Origin of the sequence: Sphingopyxis sp. H050, from assembly GCF_001468265.1 — a bacterium.
Lineage (GTDB): Bacteria > Pseudomonadota > Alphaproteobacteria > Sphingomonadales > Sphingomonadaceae > Sphingopyxis.
Genome location: NZ_LNRZ01000003.1, coordinates 137,093 through 152,693 on the forward strand (window position 1 = coordinate 137,093; position 15,601 = coordinate 152,693).

The window sequence follows — 15,601 nt, forward strand, 5'->3', positions numbered from 1 at the left end:
CCCGGCCGTGCCTGCGACGCGGCGCAGGCGGCGAGGGCAGGCCATGGACCCTGAAACAAGTTCAGGGTGACGAGGATAAGGTGGCGACGGTCGTTTTCCATCACTCCGCCGACGCCGCCACCGTCACCGGCGCGTTCGGCCACTGGCCGCGGATCGCGGGAGAGTACATCGCCTCGACGCGCGTCGGGGGGAGCGAGAAGCGGCCCGAGCCGTTGAGGCGGACGACATATTCGACCGCGTGCGTTCCCGCGGGCATCCAGCCATAATAGCCGCGCCAGCTGTCCTTGGCGCGCTCGACATAGGACGGCTGCCAGTTCGACCCGCCCGCCTGTTCGCCCAGCATTTCCGACTGGCCGCCCAAATTGCCGACGATCGTCGCGCCCGGCGGGACCGGGTCGTTGATCACGACCCAGGTCCGGCCCGCGGCGGCGATGACCTCGATCCGCACCTTGATCACGTCGCCCCTCGTCAGGCGGCTCGGGTCCGCCGCCTTGACGACGCTGACCGAGCGCTTGATGCGATAGCCGGCGTTGAGCGGTTCCTTGAGGGGGACCGCAGCCTTGACGCTGACCGTCGCCCAGGGCGCGCCGGTGCCCTGATGCTGAAGGCTCATCGTCGCGGCGTTCAGCGCGACGCGCAGCGGCGACGGCGTTTCAGCGGGCAGCGGCCAGCTTTGCGACGCGCTATTGCCCGCGAGGCTGATGCTGGTCACGCCGGTGATTGCGCTCGCCGGATAGAGCCCGGCGAAACGGCGGACGGTGACCGCGCCCCACGCATTGGCGGGGGTGGTGTCCCAATGGCCCTTGCGCTGGCGCTGCGCCACGCCGACCATCAGCTTGCCGGCATCATCCTCCCAGCCCTTGCGGCCGAGCACGGCTTCGAGCGCCTTGATCGCCATCTCGTCGCCGCTCGTCATCATCCACCACGGCGCGTTGCCGTCATCGACGAGGTCGAGGCGCGTGCCTTCATAGACGAGGCGCTTGCGCAGCTCGGCCTCGGCCGCGACGCGGAGCGCCGCCGCATTGCGGACCCCCGGGGTGCGCTCGATCGCGACGAGCCAGTCGGCGAGCGTGCCGGTCGCCATGTCAACCGGCCTGGTATCGATCGCCGCGACGAGCGCGGGGGTCGAGGCATTGTTGCGCGCGAGCGCCGCGAGCGCGGCGATGCGGATCGGGCGAAGATCGTACGGGCCATAGCCCTTGCGCGTCAGCCGCCCTTCGACGACCGCCTGCAGCGCCTTGACCATCTTCGCCTTCGAGGCGTCGGGGATCGCGAAGCCGTTCGCCGCGGTCACCGCCATCACATAGGCGGTGAGCTCGATCGAGCCGTCCATCCGTTCGTTCGGCCAGTAACGCAGCAGCCCGTCCTTATCGAGATAGGTCGGCATGGCGTCCGCGAGCGCCTGCCAGCGGCCGACATCGCCGAGCGCGATCGCGCGCGAGGTCGACTGTTCGAAGCAGTTGTACGGATAGATCGCCATATAGTCGCGCACGCCCGACAGCGGCGGCGCGAGCGTGCCCGCGAGCGCGACGTCGACAAAGCCGCCGGGCAGCGCCCCCGCAGGGATCGCGATCGGCAGCGTCATGTTCGGGCCGACGCGGAACAGGCTGGCGGCCCAGGTCTCGACCGGGATCGCCGGCTCGACGAGCTGATCGAAGACAAGGCGGTCGCGCGCCTTGCCGTCCTTCGCCACCGCATCGACGGTCCATTGGATCGGCCCGGGCTGTTCGGGCGCGGTCACCTGCCAGCTGACCGGCACCGCGCCGCCCGCCGGGATCGTCACGGTCAGCGGCTGCGCGGTCAGGGTCGCGGGCGACAGCGTCGGGGTCGCGGTGACGGTCATCGGCTTGTCGGTGCCATTGCGGAGCGTGAAGCGCGCATCGAAGACGTCGCCGGTGCGCACGAGCTCGGGCAAGCCCGCGAAGACGCCGAGATCCTGCACGGTGCGCACGCTCGTTTCGCCCGTACCGAAATATTGCGAGCCGTCGGTCGCGATCGCGACGAGGCGGAAGCCCGACAGATTGTCGGAGAGCGGGACATCGACCGTCGCACGGCCCTTGCCGTCGAGCGGGACATGGCCCTGCCACAGCAGCACGGGGCGGAAATCCTCGCGCGTCAGTCCGCTGAGGTCGCCGCCGCCACCGCCGCCGGGTTCGAGCGCCTTGCGGCCGTAATGGCGCTTGCCGACGACCTGCATCTGCGCGGTCGAGGTGAGGACGTCGAGCGTGCGCTCGCCCATCATCGCGTCGACCAGCTTCCAGCTTTCGTTCGGCGCGAGCTGGAGCAACGCCTCGTCGACCGCGACGAAGGCGACATCTGCCCCGCTGGCCGGCTTGCCCGAGGGATTCTTGACCTCGATCGCGACCTTCGCCGTCTCGCGGATCGCATATTTCGCCTTGTCGGCCTTCACCTTGACGCCGAGCTGATGGCCTTCCCAGCCGACCTTGATCTTGGCGATGCCGAGGCGGTAGCTCGGCTTGGCCAGGTCGACGAGCGCCGTCGGCGGCGCGCCTTCGCTGGTCTCGATCTTGAAGCCGACCGCGCGCTTCATCTTGCGGAACCAGCTTTCGTTGCCGGTGACGCGCCCGCGCACCGCCATGACCGAGACATAGACGTCGGGGGCGTAGGTGGCGGGCAGCTTGACCTGCACGACGGGGTTGGTGCCCTTCAAGGGCACGACGAAGCTCGACAGCACGCCCTCGCGCTCGACGGTGACGAGCGCGGTCGCCTCGCGGAAGGGCATGCGGACCTGAAAGCGCGCGGTGTCGCCCGCGGCATAGCGCGGCTTTTCGGCAATCACGTCCATGCGGTCGCCATTGTCGCCGCCGAACCACCAGTCGTCGTCGCCCGCGAGCCACACCGAGCGGACGGCGCGCGCTTCGTTGCCGTCGGCGTCGACGGTGGTCGCGACGACGGTGACTTCGCCCGAGACGCCGGGCGCCATCGCGCAGCGCGCGCGGCCGAGCTTGTCGGTCGTCGCGCTGCACGTGGCGTCGAGCCGCGTCGTGCGCATCTGGTTGTCATAGGCGTAGAAGCCGCCGATCAGGCGCCGCCGCGCGGTGATGATCTCGCGGTTGTAGAGCGCCACCTGGACGCGCTGGCCGGCGATCGGGCGGCCGTCGAGATCGAGCGCGACGAAGCTCAGCCGCAGGTCGTTGTCGCGCATCAGCCAACCGTCGGTCTTCACCCCCAAACGCACGGCAGACGGGAAGAGCATGATCCGGCGGCTCGAGGTCAGCGTCTCGCCATTGGCGTCCTCATAATCCATCTCGACCGCCATCTGGGTCGGCTCGGTGATCGGCTGGTCGACGGCGATGCTGGTCGTCGCGCTGCCGTTCGCGTCGAGCCTGAGCGGGACCGAGCGCGCGAGCGGCAGATCGGCCTCGGGCTCCTCGCCGCTGTCGTCGAGCTGGATCACCCCCTCTTTCACGGGCTGGCCGTCGAAATCCCAGTCCTGATAATCCTCGGGTGCGTTCCAGCTGGCGCGGAAATTGGTCCGGATCTCGACCGGCAGGTTCGGCGCGGGGCCGCCCGAGAGATAGCCGACGAACAGCGACAGCGGCACCGCGGTCGGGCGCACGGGCGGCGCCTTCGGCCCGGTCACCGTCGCCTTCATCGTCGGCAGCCGATATTCGTCGACCTTGACCGACTGGTTCGACCAGATCGTCTTGTCCTCGCCGTCCTTATCCTTGGTGACGAACACCAGCTCGTAATCGCCCATCGGCGCGGTCTTCGGGACGTTCCACGTCGTTTCGCCGCTGCCGGTCGCGGCGATCGCGAAGGGCATTTCGAACTCGGTGTCCGAGCCGCGGTGGACGAGGCGGAGCTTGCCCGCGAGCGGCTTCGGCGTCGCAAAGCCGGTGCCGACCTGACGGCGGAGGATATGCTTCATGTGCACCGTCTCGCCCGCCTTGACGAGCGCGCGGTCGAAGAGCGTGTGAAGGATGTCCTCGCGTTCCGACCAGCCATAGGGCAGGTCGAAGTCATATGGGCGGATGCCGTTGCCCCAGTCGGTCAGCGTGAAGCTGAAATCGTCGCCGCTGCGCGCGCTGACCATCAGCGCATGGCCCTCGCTGCTTGCGGGATCGGGCTCGTCCTCGCAGCTCGCATAGGTTTCGGGCTGCGGAAGCGTCGATGCGAAGGCGAGGCGGCCGGCCTTGTCGGCGGTGCCGCGCGCGAGCAGGCGGCCGGTGCAGCTGTCGGTGACGCGGATTTCGGCGCCCGCGACGGGCAGGCCGGTGTCGAGCGCGGTCACCCACGCGAGCGAGGATTCGCGGCCCCATTTGAAATGCACCGCCATGTTGGTGACGAGCGCGGCGGTCGCGACATAACGCGTCGCCTTGCGGCCGAGCAGCACCGCGCCCAGCTCGGGGCTGGCGATCTCGACGACGTGGAATCCCTTTTCGGCCAAGGGAATGCCGACGACCTCGAACTCCTTGCCGCCGGCGGCGGGCGACAGCTGCATGGCGCGGCGCTCGCCGCCCGCGGGCGCGTCCTCGAACACCGATTTGGTGCCGGTGTAGTTGACCGTGACCTCTTCGCCCTTGGCGTTCTTTTCCTCGCGATAATCGGTGTTGTCGGCGTCGGCGACGCGCTTCAGCCAGCGCGCGATCGCCGCATCGTCGTCGCCGACCTTCAGCGTCGTCGCGGGCATCTTGAGGTTCTTGCTGACCATCGACGCCTCGACCCCGCGCACGGTGACGGGCAGGACGCCGCCCTCGGACGCTTCGAGAATGCCGAATTCGGCGGCGAATTTGACCAGCGGCGGGGCGCGGTCGATGTGGAATTTCAGCGGGAAGTTGGACTGGTTCTGCAGGCTGCGGCCGCTCTGGTCGGCGATATCGGCGGGCAGGACGAGCGTCGCGTCGACATTCTGCGACAACCGGCCCGAAAAGTGGACGCGCTCCAGATATTTGTCGTTTCTGTCGTCGTCGTCGACCTTCGCGGCGTAGCTCTTGCCGTCGGCGGTCTTGAGCGTCGCGGCGAGCGCGGTTTCGCGCGCGACGGGCGCCGCGAAGACGAGATTGATGTCTTTCAGCGGGTTGCAGCCCGCCTGCGGATTGACGCGGCTGCACGACATTTTGGCGGTGAACGCCGGGCGCACGTCATAGTCGAAGCGCTGGTCGCGGCCCGCGGTGCGGCTCGGCACCCCGGCCTGCGAAATGCGCGCGTCCCAGACAAGCGCCATCTCGCGCCCCGGCGGCAAGGGCCGGCGGCATTTGACCGGGACGACGCGTTCGAGCAGCGCGGAGCGGTCCGATCCGGCGGTGGGGAGGCGCAGCGGCAGGCCGGCATCATAGGCGAAGGACTGCACCGCATATTGGTCGCCGAGGCCGTCGAGGATCTCGCCCGCGGTCTCGCGCTTCAGCACGTCGACGGGGATTTTCTCGCCGATGCCGTCGACCGCGCAATAGGCGAAGCGGCCGACCGAGGCGCGGTCGGCGGCGACGTTGGTCGCGACAAGGAAGATCTGGTCCTCCTCGACGCCTTCATAGGTGTTGCCCGCCAGGACGGCGCGCACCGACGGGCCGCCGGTGTCGATCTCGAACCGGTCGTTGCCGACGACATTGACCCCGCGCGCCGTGGTGAGCCCCGAATTGAGCTGGACGTGGCAGCTGACGCCGCCGGGGAGCGACTTTTCGAATTCGAGCACCCAGGTGCGCGTGTCGACCCAGCGGCCGGTCGCGGGGGTCTTGCAGTCGTGCGTCGCGGGCGCCTTGGCGCGGGGATCGCCGAGCGGCACCATGTCTTCGGAAAAGCGCAAGGTGAAGCGGCTGATCGTGCCGTCGCCGGTGCCCGACGAGCCCGGCGTCGCGAGCGTCACCTGCGGCACGGTGTCGCCGCCCGCGGCGGCGAGCGCGAGCCCGAGGGGGATGAAGAGGGCCAGCTTGACCCTGCCGGCGAGACCTTTCGCCAGCGCGTGCCATCCCATCGCCATCGCTTCGTCTCCCCGGTCCGCCTGGAAATCTATCCTGCTGGAAACGGGGGCATGAGTCCACCCGTCGCCGCGTATCGCGCACGGTTAATCGCACGGCGTGAAGTCGCTGTGACGGCGGTCATAGGCCGTTCGGAAATTGGCAAATTCGGGATCGGGAGTTTCCCAATATTCGTCATCCCGGATCAAGTCCGGGAGGACGAGGATGGGTTTATGCCCGCCTATCTGGCGAGCATCGGCCCTAGCTTTTGCCCCGCGAAGATGTGGACGTGGAGGTGCGGGACCTCCTGATGGCTGTCGACGCCGACGTTGGCGAGCAGGCGGTAGCCGGGCGCGACGAGCCCCTGATCGCGCGCGACCGTGCCGACCGCGCGGACGAAGCCGGCGATTTCTTCGTCGCTGCCGCGCGCCGAGAAATCGTCCCAGCTGACATAGGGGCCTTTCGGGATCACCAGGATGTGCAGCGGCGCCTGCGGGTTGATGTCGTGGAAGGCGAGGGCGAATTCGTCCTCGTAGACGGTCTTCGACGGCAGTTCGCCGCGCAGGATGCGCGCGAAGATATTGCTGTCGTCATAGGGCAGCGTTGCGTCGATCGGCATGGGAGGGCTCCTATTCTATCCGGACATGGAGGGCGATCGCGACGGTTGATCGCCCGCTCACTGGCGCGCGGCCTTTTCGGCGTGGCCCGAGGTGCCGTGGCGGCGGTCGAGTTCGGCGGCGATGTCGCTCCACGACAGGCCGCGGTCGGCGATCAGGATCGAGAGGTGGAAGACGAGGTCGGCGACCTCGCCGGTCAGCGCGGCGTCGCTTTCGGTCAGCGCGGCGATGACGGTTTCGGTCGCTTCCTCGCCGACCTTTTGCGCGATCTTGCCGCGGCCTTTCGCGGCGAGGCTCGCGACATAGGAGGTGTCGGCGTCGCCCGCGGCGAGCCGGTCCTTCACCACCGCTTCGAGCTGCGTCAATGCTTCGCCGATTGTCCCGCTCATTGCGCTGTCCTTTTTGGACCGTTCGCCCTGAGCTTGTCGAAGGGCCGTTCTTTACTTTCGAGCGTCGAAGAAAGGACGGTGCTTCGACAAGCTCAGCACGAACGGAAAGAGGAATCCGCCTAGCCTTCCACAAGGCGCTGGACAAGGCAGGATGGCTCCGGTCAAAGGCGCGCATGGCCGAGGTCAAGCTCCATCCCGACTGGCTCGCCCGCATCGGCGGCGAGTTCGAGCAGCCTTATATGGCGGCGCTCAAGGCGTTTCTTGCCGACGAGCGGGCAAAGGGAAAGGCGATCTATCCGCGGCCGCGCGACTGGTTCGCCGCGCTCGACGCGACGCCGCCGCAGGATGTCCGCGTCGTCATATTGGGGCAGGATCCCTATCACGGGCCGGGGCAGGCGCACGGGCTCTGCTTTTCGGTCCAGCCCGGCGTCCGCACCCCGCCGAGCCTCGTCAATATCTACAAGGAAATGAAGGCGGACCTCGGCATTCCGCCGGCGCCGCACGGCTATTTGAAGCACTGGGCCGAACAGGGCGTGCTCCTCCTCAACAATTGCCTGACGGTCGAGGCGGGGATGGCGGCGTCGCATCAGGGCAAGGGGTGGGAAAAATTCACCGACGCCGCGGTCGCCGCGGTCGCCGCCGACCCGGCGCCGAAAGTCTTCATCCTGTGGGGCAGCCATGCGCAGAAGAAGGCGGCGAATGTGCCGGGACTCGGCGCGGGCAGCCCGCACCTCATCCTGCGCGCGCCGCACCCGTCGCCGCTGTCGGCGCACAACGGCTTCTTCGGCTCGAAGCCCTTCAGCCAGGCGAATGCCTTTCTGGACGCGCACGGGCGCGGCGCGATCGACTGGCGGCTGCCGGATGACCCCGAAACATGAGCCTCCTGTCCGACCCGGTGACGCTGGCGATCCTGATCGTGGCGGTGATCCTGCTCGGCATGGCGAAGGGCGGGCTCGCCGGAGTCGGCGCGCTCGCGACGCCGCTCGCCGCGCTCGTCCTGCCGCCCGCGACCGCCGCTGCGCTGTTGTTGCCGATCCTGATCGTGCAGGACGTGATCAGCGTCTGGGCGTTCCGCAAGACGTGGGACGGCTGGATCATCGGCTGGATGCTGCCGGGCGCCGCGGTCGGCATCTTTGCGGGCTGGTTCTATGCCGAGCGCGTGAACGAGGCGCAGCTGATGGCGGCCTTGGGCGCGATCACGCTCGCCTTCGGCCTCTACCGGCTGTGGGTCGAACGCGGCGGACGTGTCGTCGCCGCCTCGACCTCGCCGGGCTGGGTGGGTACGATCTTCGGCGGGTTCATGGGACTGACCAGCCAGATCGCGCACGCCGGCGGGCCGCCGTTCCAGATGTGGGTGACGCCGCGCAAGCTGCCGCACCTGACCTTCATCGGGACGAGCGCGATCCTGTTCGCGGTCGTCAACTGGCTGAAGGTGCCCGCCTATCTCGCGCTCGGCGCCTTTCCGCACGAGGTGATCGTCGCGGCGCTGCTGCTGATGCCGCTCGCGATCGTCTCGACCTTGCTCACCGTGCGCTGGCTGCGGCGCATCGACGGGGCGCGTTTCTATGCTATCATCTATCTGCTGATGGTCGCGCTCGGCGCGAAGCTGCTGTGGGACGGGCTTTCGGGCTAGGGAAGGCGGACGATGGTTCAGGCGGTCTGGAACGGTAAAGTGATTGCGGACAGCGACGATACGATCGTCGTCGAGGGCAATCATTATTTCCCGCGCGCGGCGGTCGATGCGGCGCTGCTGTCCGACAGCGCGACGACCAGCCTTTGCCCGTGGAAGGGCGTGGCGCATTATCATCACGTCACCGTCGACGGGCGGGTGAACGAGGACGCGGCCTGGTACTATCCCGATCCCAAGGAAGCCGCGGCGGCGATCGCGGACCGCATCGCCTTCTGGAAGGGCGTCACGGTCGGCTGACCCGTTCGCCTTATGGCCATCGCCCCGCAAATCCTCGTCGATGCCGACGCATGTCCGGTGAAGGACGAAATCTACAAGGTCGCGTGGCGGCACGACGTCGTGGTGAGGTCGTCAGCAACAGCCGGCTGCGCGTACCCGAGCATCCGCTGATCGAGCGCATCGTCGTCTCCGACGGCTTCGACGCCGCCGACGACTGGATCGCCGAGGCGGCGGATGCGAAGAGCATCGTCGTGACCGCCGATATCTTGCTCGCCGATCGCGCGCTGAAGGCGGGCGCGACGGTGCTCGCGCCGACGGGCAAGCCCTTCACGACGGCATCGATCGGCCCCGCGATCGCGACGCGCGCGATCATGGCCGACCTGCGCGCCGGCATGGGCGATGGCATGGGCGGGCCGCCGCCCTTTTCGAAGGCCGATCGCTCGCAATTCCTGCAGGCGCTCGACGCCGCGTTGGTGCGGTTGAAGCGCGCGGGGTGATGCGGTCGATCAGTTTCCCGCGGCGCGGTGGCGGAAGAAGGCGAGCACCAGCACGACCGAGATCACCCCGACCATCATCCCCGCGGTGGTCGTGATCATGTTGATCGATTCGGCAGGATTGTTGGAATTCCACGCCCCGCTCTTCGTGCGGTCGATCATCCACCACGCCCCCGCGACGACGATCGCGTCGAGCAGCACGAGCCCGAGCAAGGCACGCATCGATTTCTTCATGTTGGTCTCCCCCTTTTCGACTTGTGCCGATCCTATCAGATTGGCGGACATGGTCCATTCCGTTTGACGGGACGGTGCTTGCCGCGCATCCTGGCGCCATGCCGCGCCTCTACACGACCTTTGCCGACTTCTGGCCCTTTTACCTTCGCGAACACAGCAAGGCGTCGACGCGCGCGCTGCATTATGTCGGGACCAGCCTTGTCGTGCTGATCGCGGGCGCGGCGGTGCTGACCGGGCGGTGGGGGTGGCTGATCGCGCTGCCCGTCGCGGGCTATGCCTTTGCCTGGGTCGCGCATTTCGGGGTCGAGAAGAACCGGCCGGCGACCTTTACCTATCCGCTGTGGAGCCTTGCGGCGGACTTCCGGATGTGGGCGCTGTGGCTCACCGGGCGGTTGGGCCCCGAACTCGATCGCGCCGGGGTCGAACGCGCTTCGCGATAAGAAATCGATCAGAGTGAGCGAAAGGCTGCGCTGGCGATTGCTGCGAATCGTTCTTAACTAATGGTCTCGTACCGGAGACCCACGATGCCGACCGACCTCGCCAAGACGCTCACCTATCTTTCGCTCCACCTGACCATCGGGTTCAGCGTCGCCTATGTGATGACCGGATCGGTCGCGCTCGCCGGCGGGATCGCGATCGTCGAACCCTGTATCAATGCCGTCGCTTTCTTTTTCCATGAAAAGGCGTGGAAGCGAGCCGGGACGCGGCGTAAGCTGCTCGCGGCCTGAGCGCCTTTCCCGAGTCCCGCCGCCGCAACCGAAGGAGACCCCGCATGACCGTCAACCGCGCATCCGCCCGCTACGAAGGCTTCGGCAAGGAGGGCAAGGGATCGATCACGACCAAATCGGGGGTGCTGAACGCCCAGCCCTATGGTTTCGGCACGCGCTTCGAGGGGCAGCCGGGGACGAACCCGGAGGAATTGATTGCCGCGGCGCACGCCGCCTGTTTCACCATGGCGCTCTCGTTCGGGCTCGCGCGCGCGGGCTATTCGGGCGACACGCTCGAGACCAGCGCCGAGGTGACGCTCGATCAGGTCGACGGCGGCTTTGAAATCTCCAAATCGGCGCTGACGCTGACCGGCAAGGTGCCGGGGATTTCGGCCGAGGAATTCGCCGCGATCGCAAAGGAGGCCGAGCTGAACTGCCCGGTGTCGAAGCTCCTCGATTGCGAGATCACGCTCGAACACAGCCTCGAAGCTTAGGCGGCATAGCGCAGCGCCGGTGGCAGTTCGTCTTCCATGAAGGCGAACATGCCCTGCGCGGGCGCATCGAGCGTCCAGCTTTGCAGCACCCGGTGGCGGCCGTGGCCGACATGGCTTTCGATCAGCGCCAGTTCGCGCGGAATCCAGGTCCACGCGACCGGCACCGGATCGAACGACTGCCGGCCATAGCCCAGCGTGATGTGTGGCCGCAGGCCCGACTCGCGATACCAGGGCTCTATTCCGTGCGGCGCGAGGCGCGCGACGATCGCCTCATAAAGGTCGCGAACGCCGGCGACGCTTCCCGAGGTCACCAGTTCGGCGCCCAGTCCCTTGCCGACGATCCGGCCGAAGGGAATGGAGGCCGCTGCCGGCAGGCCCGCGGCAAAGGCCTCGGCCACGCGCTGGCGCAGGAAGGGGTGCGGCGCCTGCGTTTCGGCGATCGTGCAGAGCGTGAGATGATAATTTTGCGGCTTCAGCCCCGCGAACAGGTCGCCCGATACGGGCGGCAACTGGCGGGCAAGCCACCCCGCGCGATCGGCGGCGACCTGAAAGCCCAGGAAATAGCGGAACATGGGGGTCATCATCCTTCCTCCGAATCGGACTATGTTCCTATTATGTTCTCATTCGGAGCGAGAGTCGAATCGCGCGACGCGATCGGCTCACACGCCGCGCCTGTCAGGGCACGCGGGCGAAGAACATCAGATAGGCAAGGCGGCCATCGGCGGGACCGGTGCCGAAACCCGCGGCGCTGTTGTGGAACATCCACGGGCTGAACAGGATCAGCCGGTTGAAGCGCATCGGCGCCGTGAAGCTTTTCTCCCACGCCGCGGGCTTCATCGTGTCGCGGTTCACGACATCCTCGACCAGATGGTTGATGTCGGTATAGGCCGCGCTGCCGATCTCCGCCATCGTCGGCGGCACCCGGTCGAGCCCGGTGCGGCGGTGGCGATAGAAGTCGGTGCCGCCGCGGCAATGCTCGGGCGGGGTCAGATAGAGGATCCCCGAATAGGAGGCGGGATCGATATGGACGCCGCTCTTGCCGCGGTCGCCCCTCAGCGTCAGCCGGCAATGGCCGTGAAGCGTCCCTGGCGCGCCGGTCAGCTTCATCCCCGTCAGGCGCGAGACATAATCGTCGAGCCCCGCGATCGGCAGCGCGCGCGTACTTGTGGTGCCGGGATAATTGGCCTCCTCGGGCTTCGCGTCATAGCCGAGCGCGAGCGCCTGCCGCCTGAGCTCCAGCGGATTGGCGACGAAATCGTCGATCATGATGAAGCTCGGCGTCATGTTGCGCGGGTGGCTAACAGGAAGCACGAGTAAGCACCAGCGGGCTGGATGCGCTGGGCGGGGCATGCCATGCTGCCGGGCGGCAATCCGTAAATTCCGAAAAGCGATGGCGATGCGCCATGACAGGAGAGAGCATGGACGACGAAGATGCTTCGGCGCTGATCGATGCGAAGATCGCGTCGCTGACCGACTGGCGCGGCGCGGCGCTGGCGCGGCTGCGCGCGCTCATCCGTGAGGCCGATCCCGATATCGAGGAAGCGGTGAAGTGGCGCAAGCCGACGAACCCCGCAGGCGTGCCGACGTGGGAGCGGGCGGGCGTGTTGTGTACCGGCGAGACATACAGGGACAAGGTCAAGCTGACCTTCGCCAAGGGTGCGGCGATCGACGATCCGAACAAACTGTTCAACGCCAGCCTCGACGGCAATGTCCGCCGCGCGATCGACCTTGCCGAGGGCGACGACATCGACGCGGCGGCGTTCACGGCGCTGGTCCGCGGCGCGGTCGCGGCCAATCTCGCCAGACCGGCGCGCGCGAAGAGGGCATGAACCGCGATCCCACCGGCCTGGCGGCGGCGTTGCTCGATGCGGTCGAGGCCGAGAACAAGGCGCGCGAGGATTGGCAGCCGGCGATCCCGCGCCAGAATGCGGCGGCGATCCTCGACGCGCTGCTGTGGCTCTATGGCGCGCGCGCCGGGTCGGCGGCGAGCATCTATGCGGCCGATGCGCTGGACAAGGCGGTCGCCGGAATATGGCCGCGCCGCACTTGACTCGCCGCGCCTCGGCGCCGCTAATGCGGCAAAGACAAGGAGAGGCCCATGAATATCGCCGCGGCGCAGCGCAGCTTCGAACGGCTCGCGGTCACGCCGCTGACGCCCGCGATCGGGGCCGAGATTTCGGGCGTCGATCTGGCGCAGGAACAGGAAGAGGCGGTCATCGCCGAAATCCGCGCCGCGCTGCTCGCGCACAAGGTGATCTTCTTCCGCGACCAGCATATCACGCCCGCCCAGCATATCGCCTTCGCCCGCCGCTTCGGGACGCTAGAAATCCACCCCGCGACGCCGAAGGATCAGCCCGATCCTGAGGTGCTGCACATCGCGCACGGCCCGGAATCGAAGGGCAAGGAAAATGCCTGGCATTCGGACGTCACTTGGCGCGCCGAGCCGTCGCTCGGGTCGATCCTGCGCGCGGTCGAGGTGCCCGCGGTCGGCGGCGACACGCTGTTCGCCGACATGGGCGCGGCGTTTCGCGGGCTCTCGCCGGCGATGCAGGAGTGGTGCCGCGCCCTGACCGCCGTGCACGACATCGCGCGCGTTTTTGCAGGAAGGCTCGGCAAGCCCGTCGAGGAGCTGCACAAGCAATATCCGCCGCAGACGCACCCCGTCGTGCGCACGCATCCCGAGACCGGCGAGCAGGCGCTCTACGTCAACACCGCCTTCACCAGCCATATCGAGGGGCTGTCGAAAGCCGAGAGCGACTGGCTGCTCGCGCATCTCTATGCGCAGGCGGCGATCCCCGAATATCAGTGCCGCTTCCACTGGGCGCCGGGCTCGATCGCCTTTTGGGACAATCGCGCCGGCCAGCATTATGCCGCGTCGGACTATTTCCCCGCGGTGCGGCGGATGGAGCGGGTGACCATCGCGGGCGACCGGCCCTTCTATCGCGACGAGCGCTGAGTCATGACGCGCGGAGCATTCGCCCGTAGTGCCTCAGGACCGATTGGGACGGCAGCTGGAATCAGCGTATCGGGGTGACGCTCGGCTGGAAACGGCGGCGTGCCGATTGACGGCGAGAGCGCTTGATCTCAACCGCGGTTGAGCTTTCATACGATGCGGCAGATGATTCGCGAGGAGCCTTTGCCGATGTTGCACGCCAGCCAGCCGCCCTGTCCCGACGACGATGCGTTCGATGCCGAGCCTGGCCGCGACGCGTTCGTGGCGCGCTATTTGCGCCGGATCGGGCTGGCCGTGGCTCCGCCACCGACGCGCGAAGGCCTCGCCACCCTTCAGGCGGCGCATATCGCCGCGATCCCGTTCGAGGCGCTCGACGCGCTGACCGGGGTGGGCGTCGATCTCGACCCCGATGCGATCGCGGCGAAGCTGATCGACCGGCGGCGCGGGGGCTATTGCTTCGAGCAGAACGCGCTGTTCCTTAGCGTGCTGCGGCAGATCGGTTTCCAGGCCGAGGGGCTGATCGGGCGGGTGCGCTGGATGCTGCCCGACGATGCCCCGCCGACGCCGCGCACGCATATGACGGTGCGCGTGTGGATCGCCGGCCGGCCGTGGCTCGCCGACGTCGGCTTCGGGTCGGCGGTGCCGCCGCAGCCGCTGGCGCTCGACCGCCCCGGCGCGGCGCAGCCGACGCGGCATGAGACCTATCGCGTGTCGGCGCATGGCGGCGGCTACCGCGTCGAGGCCGAGATCGCGGGCGAATGGCGGGTGCTCTACGATATGGAAGACGCCCCCGCGCCGGCGATCGATTATGCCGTCGGCAACTGGTACACCTCGCGGCATCCGGATTCGCATTTCACCCGCCAGCTGAGCGTGGCGCGCTCCAGCGCCGAGGCGCGCCACGGCCTCCGCGACAACCGGCTGACAATCCGCCGCACCGACGGCCGCATCGAGCAGCGCTACCTCAGCGCCGACGGGATCGAGGCCGCGCTGCGCGACATCTTCCTGCTGACGCCCGAACCCGGCTGGCGCCGCGCCATCGAGCGCGCAGCCGCGGCGGAGATTGCGGGCTAGTCGCAGCCCTCTCCCGCTTGGCGCGCGGCCCAGCCGATCGCGCCGTCGACCATCTTGAGGTGCGCCGGATCGCTCCACGCCTCGGCCCGGTGGCCGAGCGCCGAATAGAAGATGCGCGCGCGGCCCTCGCAGCGCCACCAGATGAGGGCATGGCCCGCGCCCATGCGATACTTCGGTTCGAGCCGCAGCGTCGTTTCGTCGAGGCTGGCCAGGATGTGCGTATCGGCGGCGGGCGGGGCGTCCCAGCTGTAATATTCGTCGGTCCAGCGCCAGCGAGCGGGGAGGTGCGCGGTTGCGGGATGGCTGCGGTCGGTGACGGTCAGGTCGGCAGCCTGGAACTGGTCGCCGCCGCCCGGATGGCCGATGAACTTGCCGTTGCCGCGCATCCGCGCGAACCAGGCCGGATGGCTGTCGTCGCCCGCGCTGTGCAGACCGACGAAGCCGCCGCCCTTCGCGATCCACGCCTGGAAGGCGGCGCGCTGCTCCGGCGTGTAGAGGTCGCCGCTGGCGTTGGCGAAGACGATCACGTCGAATTTGGCGAGGCTGGCAGGGTTGAGGACCGCGGCATTTTCGGTCGCGTAGCTGCTCCAGCCGCGCGCAGCGGCGAGCGCCTCGATCGCGGGCACCGCCTGCTCGATGCTGTCGTGGCGATAGCCGTTGGTCTTGCTGACAATCAGCACCGCGGGGCGCGGCATGTCGGGAATCTCGGGCGCGACGCTGTCGAAGGTCGGCGCGGGCCAGTGCGGGTCGGCGGCGGGCGCGGCCTGCGCAGCGAACAGCAACACGGCGGCAAGGTCTGCGATCATGGCTCCCCCTTCAAT

17 protein-coding genes and 1 pseudogene are annotated in these 15,601 nt (G+C 68.1%); 11 read left to right on the forward strand and 7 right to left on the reverse strand.

Annotation, left to right across the window (positions count from 1 at the left end):
• Window positions 1-100: 100 nt before the first annotated feature.
• From ATE67_RS06840 to ATE67_RS06850, 3 genes are all read right to left on the reverse strand, one after another.
• Window positions 101-5,932 (reverse strand): alpha-2-macroglobulin family protein, encoded by a 5,832-nt coding sequence (locus ATE67_RS06840; protein WP_058816388.1) that lies wholly within the window; start codon window positions 5,930-5,932, stop codon window positions 101-103.
• 224 nt (window positions 5,933-6,156) lie between these two features.
• Window positions 6,157-6,534, reverse strand: a complete 378-nt coding sequence (locus ATE67_RS06845) for a histidine triad nucleotide-binding protein (protein WP_058815998.1) — start codon at window positions 6,532-6,534, stop codon at window positions 6,157-6,159.
• 57 nt (window positions 6,535-6,591) lie between these two features.
• On the reverse strand, window positions 6,592-6,921 hold the full coding sequence (locus tag ATE67_RS06850) for a phosphoribosyl-ATP diphosphatase (RefSeq protein WP_058815999.1): 330 nt from the start codon (window positions 6,919-6,921) through the stop codon (window positions 6,592-6,594).
• A 173-nt stretch (window positions 6,922-7,094) separates the two neighbouring features.
• Here ATE67_RS06850 and ung point away from each other — a divergent pair, with 173 nt between their 5' ends.
• From ung to ATE67_RS06870, 4 genes and pseudogenes are all read left to right on the forward strand, one after another.
• A complete protein-coding gene (ung, locus tag ATE67_RS06855) occupies window positions 7,095-7,799 on the forward strand; it encodes a uracil-DNA glycosylase (RefSeq protein ID WP_058816000.1) in 705 nt (234 codons plus the stop codon).
• Complete coding sequence (locus ATE67_RS06860) at window positions 7,796-8,554, forward strand: sulfite exporter TauE/SafE family protein (protein WP_058816001.1); 759 nt, start codon at window positions 7,796-7,798, stop codon at window positions 8,552-8,554. The genes ung and ATE67_RS06860 overlap by 4 nt, the downstream gene beginning before the upstream one ends.
• Window positions 8,555-8,566: 12 nt before the next feature.
• Window positions 8,567-8,848, forward strand: coding sequence for a DUF427 domain-containing protein (locus ATE67_RS06865; RefSeq protein ID WP_058816002.1), 282 nt, complete (start codon window positions 8,567-8,569; stop codon window positions 8,846-8,848).
• A gap of 12 nt (window positions 8,849-8,860) precedes the next feature.
• Window positions 8,861-9,324: pseudogene (locus tag ATE67_RS06870) on the forward strand (YaiI/YqxD family protein).
• A gap of 9 nt (window positions 9,325-9,333) precedes the next feature.
• Here the strand turns inward: ATE67_RS06870 and ATE67_RS06875 are convergent.
• Window positions 9,334-9,555 carry a hypothetical protein gene (locus ATE67_RS06875; RefSeq protein ID WP_231728073.1) on the reverse strand — a complete coding sequence of 74 codons (222 nt, stop codon included), beginning with the start codon at window positions 9,553-9,555 and terminating at the stop codon, window positions 9,334-9,336.
• A gap of 98 nt (window positions 9,556-9,653) precedes the next feature.
• On the opposite strand from ATE67_RS06875, the gene ATE67_RS06880 reads away from it, so the two are divergent.
• The 3 genes from ATE67_RS06880 (at window position 9,654) to ATE67_RS06890 (ending at window position 10,756) form a co-directional block, all read left to right on the forward strand.
• On the forward strand, window positions 9,654-9,995 hold the full coding sequence (locus ATE67_RS06880) for a DUF962 domain-containing protein (protein ID WP_058816389.1): 342 nt from the start codon (window positions 9,654-9,656) through the stop codon (window positions 9,993-9,995).
• An 84-nt stretch (window positions 9,996-10,079) separates the two neighbouring features.
• Window positions 10,080-10,283, forward strand: coding sequence for a DUF2061 domain-containing protein (locus tag ATE67_RS06885; RefSeq protein WP_058816004.1), 204 nt, complete (start codon window positions 10,080-10,082; stop codon window positions 10,281-10,283).
• 44 nt (window positions 10,284-10,327) lie between these two features.
• Window positions 10,328-10,756 (forward strand): OsmC family protein, encoded by a 429-nt coding sequence (locus ATE67_RS06890; RefSeq protein WP_058816005.1) that lies wholly within the window; start codon window positions 10,328-10,330, stop codon window positions 10,754-10,756.
• Here the strand turns inward: ATE67_RS06890 and ATE67_RS06895 are convergent.
• Window positions 10,753-11,337, reverse strand: coding sequence for a 2'-5' RNA ligase family protein (locus ATE67_RS06895; RefSeq protein WP_156416935.1), 585 nt, complete (start codon window positions 11,335-11,337; stop codon window positions 10,753-10,755). The two genes, ATE67_RS06890 and ATE67_RS06895, sit on opposite strands and share 4 nt — an antisense overlap.
• A 94-nt stretch (window positions 11,338-11,431) precedes the next feature.
• Window positions 11,432-12,040: a DUF6445 family protein gene (locus ATE67_RS06900; protein ID WP_058816007.1), complete on the reverse strand. Its 609-nt coding sequence runs from the start codon at window positions 12,038-12,040 to the stop codon at window positions 11,432-11,434.
• A 134-nt stretch (window positions 12,041-12,174) separates the two neighbouring features.
• Here ATE67_RS06900 and ATE67_RS06905 point away from each other — a divergent pair, with 134 nt between their 5' ends.
• The 4 genes from ATE67_RS06905 to ATE67_RS06920 all read left to right on the forward strand — a co-directional run bounded on the left by ATE67_RS06905 (window position 12,175) and on the right by ATE67_RS06920 (window position 14,780).
• Window positions 12,175-12,585, forward strand: coding sequence for a DUF1801 domain-containing protein (locus ATE67_RS06905; protein ID WP_197411894.1), 411 nt, complete (start codon window positions 12,175-12,177; stop codon window positions 12,583-12,585).
• Window positions 12,582-12,806, forward strand: a complete 225-nt coding sequence (locus tag ATE67_RS06910; RefSeq protein WP_058816009.1) for a hypothetical protein — start codon at window positions 12,582-12,584, stop codon at window positions 12,804-12,806. The genes ATE67_RS06905 and ATE67_RS06910 overlap by 4 nt, the downstream gene beginning before the upstream one ends.
• Window positions 12,807-12,854: 48 nt before the next feature.
• Window positions 12,855-13,712 (forward strand): TauD/TfdA dioxygenase family protein, encoded by an 858-nt coding sequence (locus ATE67_RS06915; RefSeq protein ID WP_058816010.1) that lies wholly within the window; start codon window positions 12,855-12,857, stop codon window positions 13,710-13,712.
• A 153-nt stretch (window positions 13,713-13,865) separates the two neighbouring features.
• Window positions 13,866-14,780 carry an arylamine N-acetyltransferase family protein gene (locus ATE67_RS06920; protein WP_231728074.1) on the forward strand — a complete coding sequence of 305 codons (915 nt, stop codon included), beginning with the start codon at window positions 13,866-13,868 and terminating at the stop codon, window positions 14,778-14,780.
• On the opposite strand, the gene ATE67_RS06925 is transcribed toward ATE67_RS06920, so the two are convergent.
• Window positions 14,777-15,586 carry a ThuA domain-containing protein gene (locus ATE67_RS06925; RefSeq protein WP_058816011.1) on the reverse strand — a complete coding sequence of 270 codons (810 nt, stop codon included), beginning with the start codon at window positions 15,584-15,586 and terminating at the stop codon, window positions 14,777-14,779. The genes ATE67_RS06920 and ATE67_RS06925 overlap by 4 nt on opposite strands.
• Window positions 15,587-15,601 lie beyond the last annotated feature (15 nt).

What these genes read in the sequence shown, in the direction of transcription:
- ATE67_RS06915 (WP_058816010.1), top strand. Translation starts at nt 12,855, where the DNA reads ATGAATATCGCCGCGGCGCAGCGCAGCTTCGAACGGCTCGCGGTCACG.
- ATE67_RS06880 (WP_058816389.1), top strand. Translation starts at nt 9,654, where the DNA reads ATGCCGCGCCTCTACACGACCTTTGCCGACTTCTGGCCCTTTTACCTT.
- ATE67_RS06910 (WP_058816009.1), top strand. Translation starts at nt 12,582, where the DNA reads ATGAACCGCGATCCCACCGGCCTGGCGGCGGCGTTGCTCGATGCGGTC.
- ATE67_RS06875 (WP_231728073.1), bottom strand. Translation starts at nt 9,555, where the DNA reads ATGAAGAAATCGATGCGTGCCTTGCTCGGGCTCGTGCTGCTCGACGCG.
- ATE67_RS06890 (WP_058816005.1), top strand. Translation starts at nt 10,328, where the DNA reads ATGACCGTCAACCGCGCATCCGCCCGCTACGAAGGCTTCGGCAAGGAG.
- ATE67_RS06845 (WP_058815998.1), bottom strand. Translation starts at nt 6,534, where the DNA reads ATGCCGATCGACGCAACGCTGCCCTATGACGACAGCAATATCTTCGCG.
- ATE67_RS06895 (WP_156416935.1), bottom strand. Translation starts at nt 11,337, where the DNA reads ATGACCCCCATGTTCCGCTATTTCCTGGGCTTTCAGGTCGCCGCCGAT.
- ung (WP_058816000.1), top strand. Translation starts at nt 7,095, where the DNA reads ATGGCCGAGGTCAAGCTCCATCCCGACTGGCTCGCCCGCATCGGCGGC.
- ATE67_RS06925 (WP_058816011.1), bottom strand. Translation starts at nt 15,586, where the DNA reads ATGATCGCAGACCTTGCCGCCGTGTTGCTGTTCGCTGCGCAGGCCGCG.
- ATE67_RS06865 (WP_058816002.1), top strand. Translation starts at nt 8,567, where the DNA reads ATGGTTCAGGCGGTCTGGAACGGTAAAGTGATTGCGGACAGCGACGAT.
- ATE67_RS06860 (WP_058816001.1), top strand. Translation starts at nt 7,796, where the DNA reads ATGAGCCTCCTGTCCGACCCGGTGACGCTGGCGATCCTGATCGTGGCG.
- ATE67_RS06840 (WP_058816388.1), bottom strand. Translation starts at nt 5,932, where the DNA reads ATGGGATGGCACGCGCTGGCGAAAGGTCTCGCCGGCAGGGTCAAGCTG.
- ATE67_RS06905 (WP_197411894.1), top strand. Translation starts at nt 12,175, where the DNA reads ATGGACGACGAAGATGCTTCGGCGCTGATCGATGCGAAGATCGCGTCG.
- ATE67_RS06885 (WP_058816004.1), top strand. Translation starts at nt 10,080, where the DNA reads ATGCCGACCGACCTCGCCAAGACGCTCACCTATCTTTCGCTCCACCTG.
- ATE67_RS06850 (WP_058815999.1), bottom strand. Translation starts at nt 6,921, where the DNA reads ATGAGCGGGACAATCGGCGAAGCATTGACGCAGCTCGAAGCGGTGGTG.
- ATE67_RS06920 (WP_231728074.1), top strand. Translation starts at nt 13,866, where the DNA reads ATGCGGCAGATGATTCGCGAGGAGCCTTTGCCGATGTTGCACGCCAGC.
- ATE67_RS06900 (WP_058816007.1), bottom strand. Translation starts at nt 12,040, where the DNA reads ATGACGCCGAGCTTCATCATGATCGACGATTTCGTCGCCAATCCGCTG.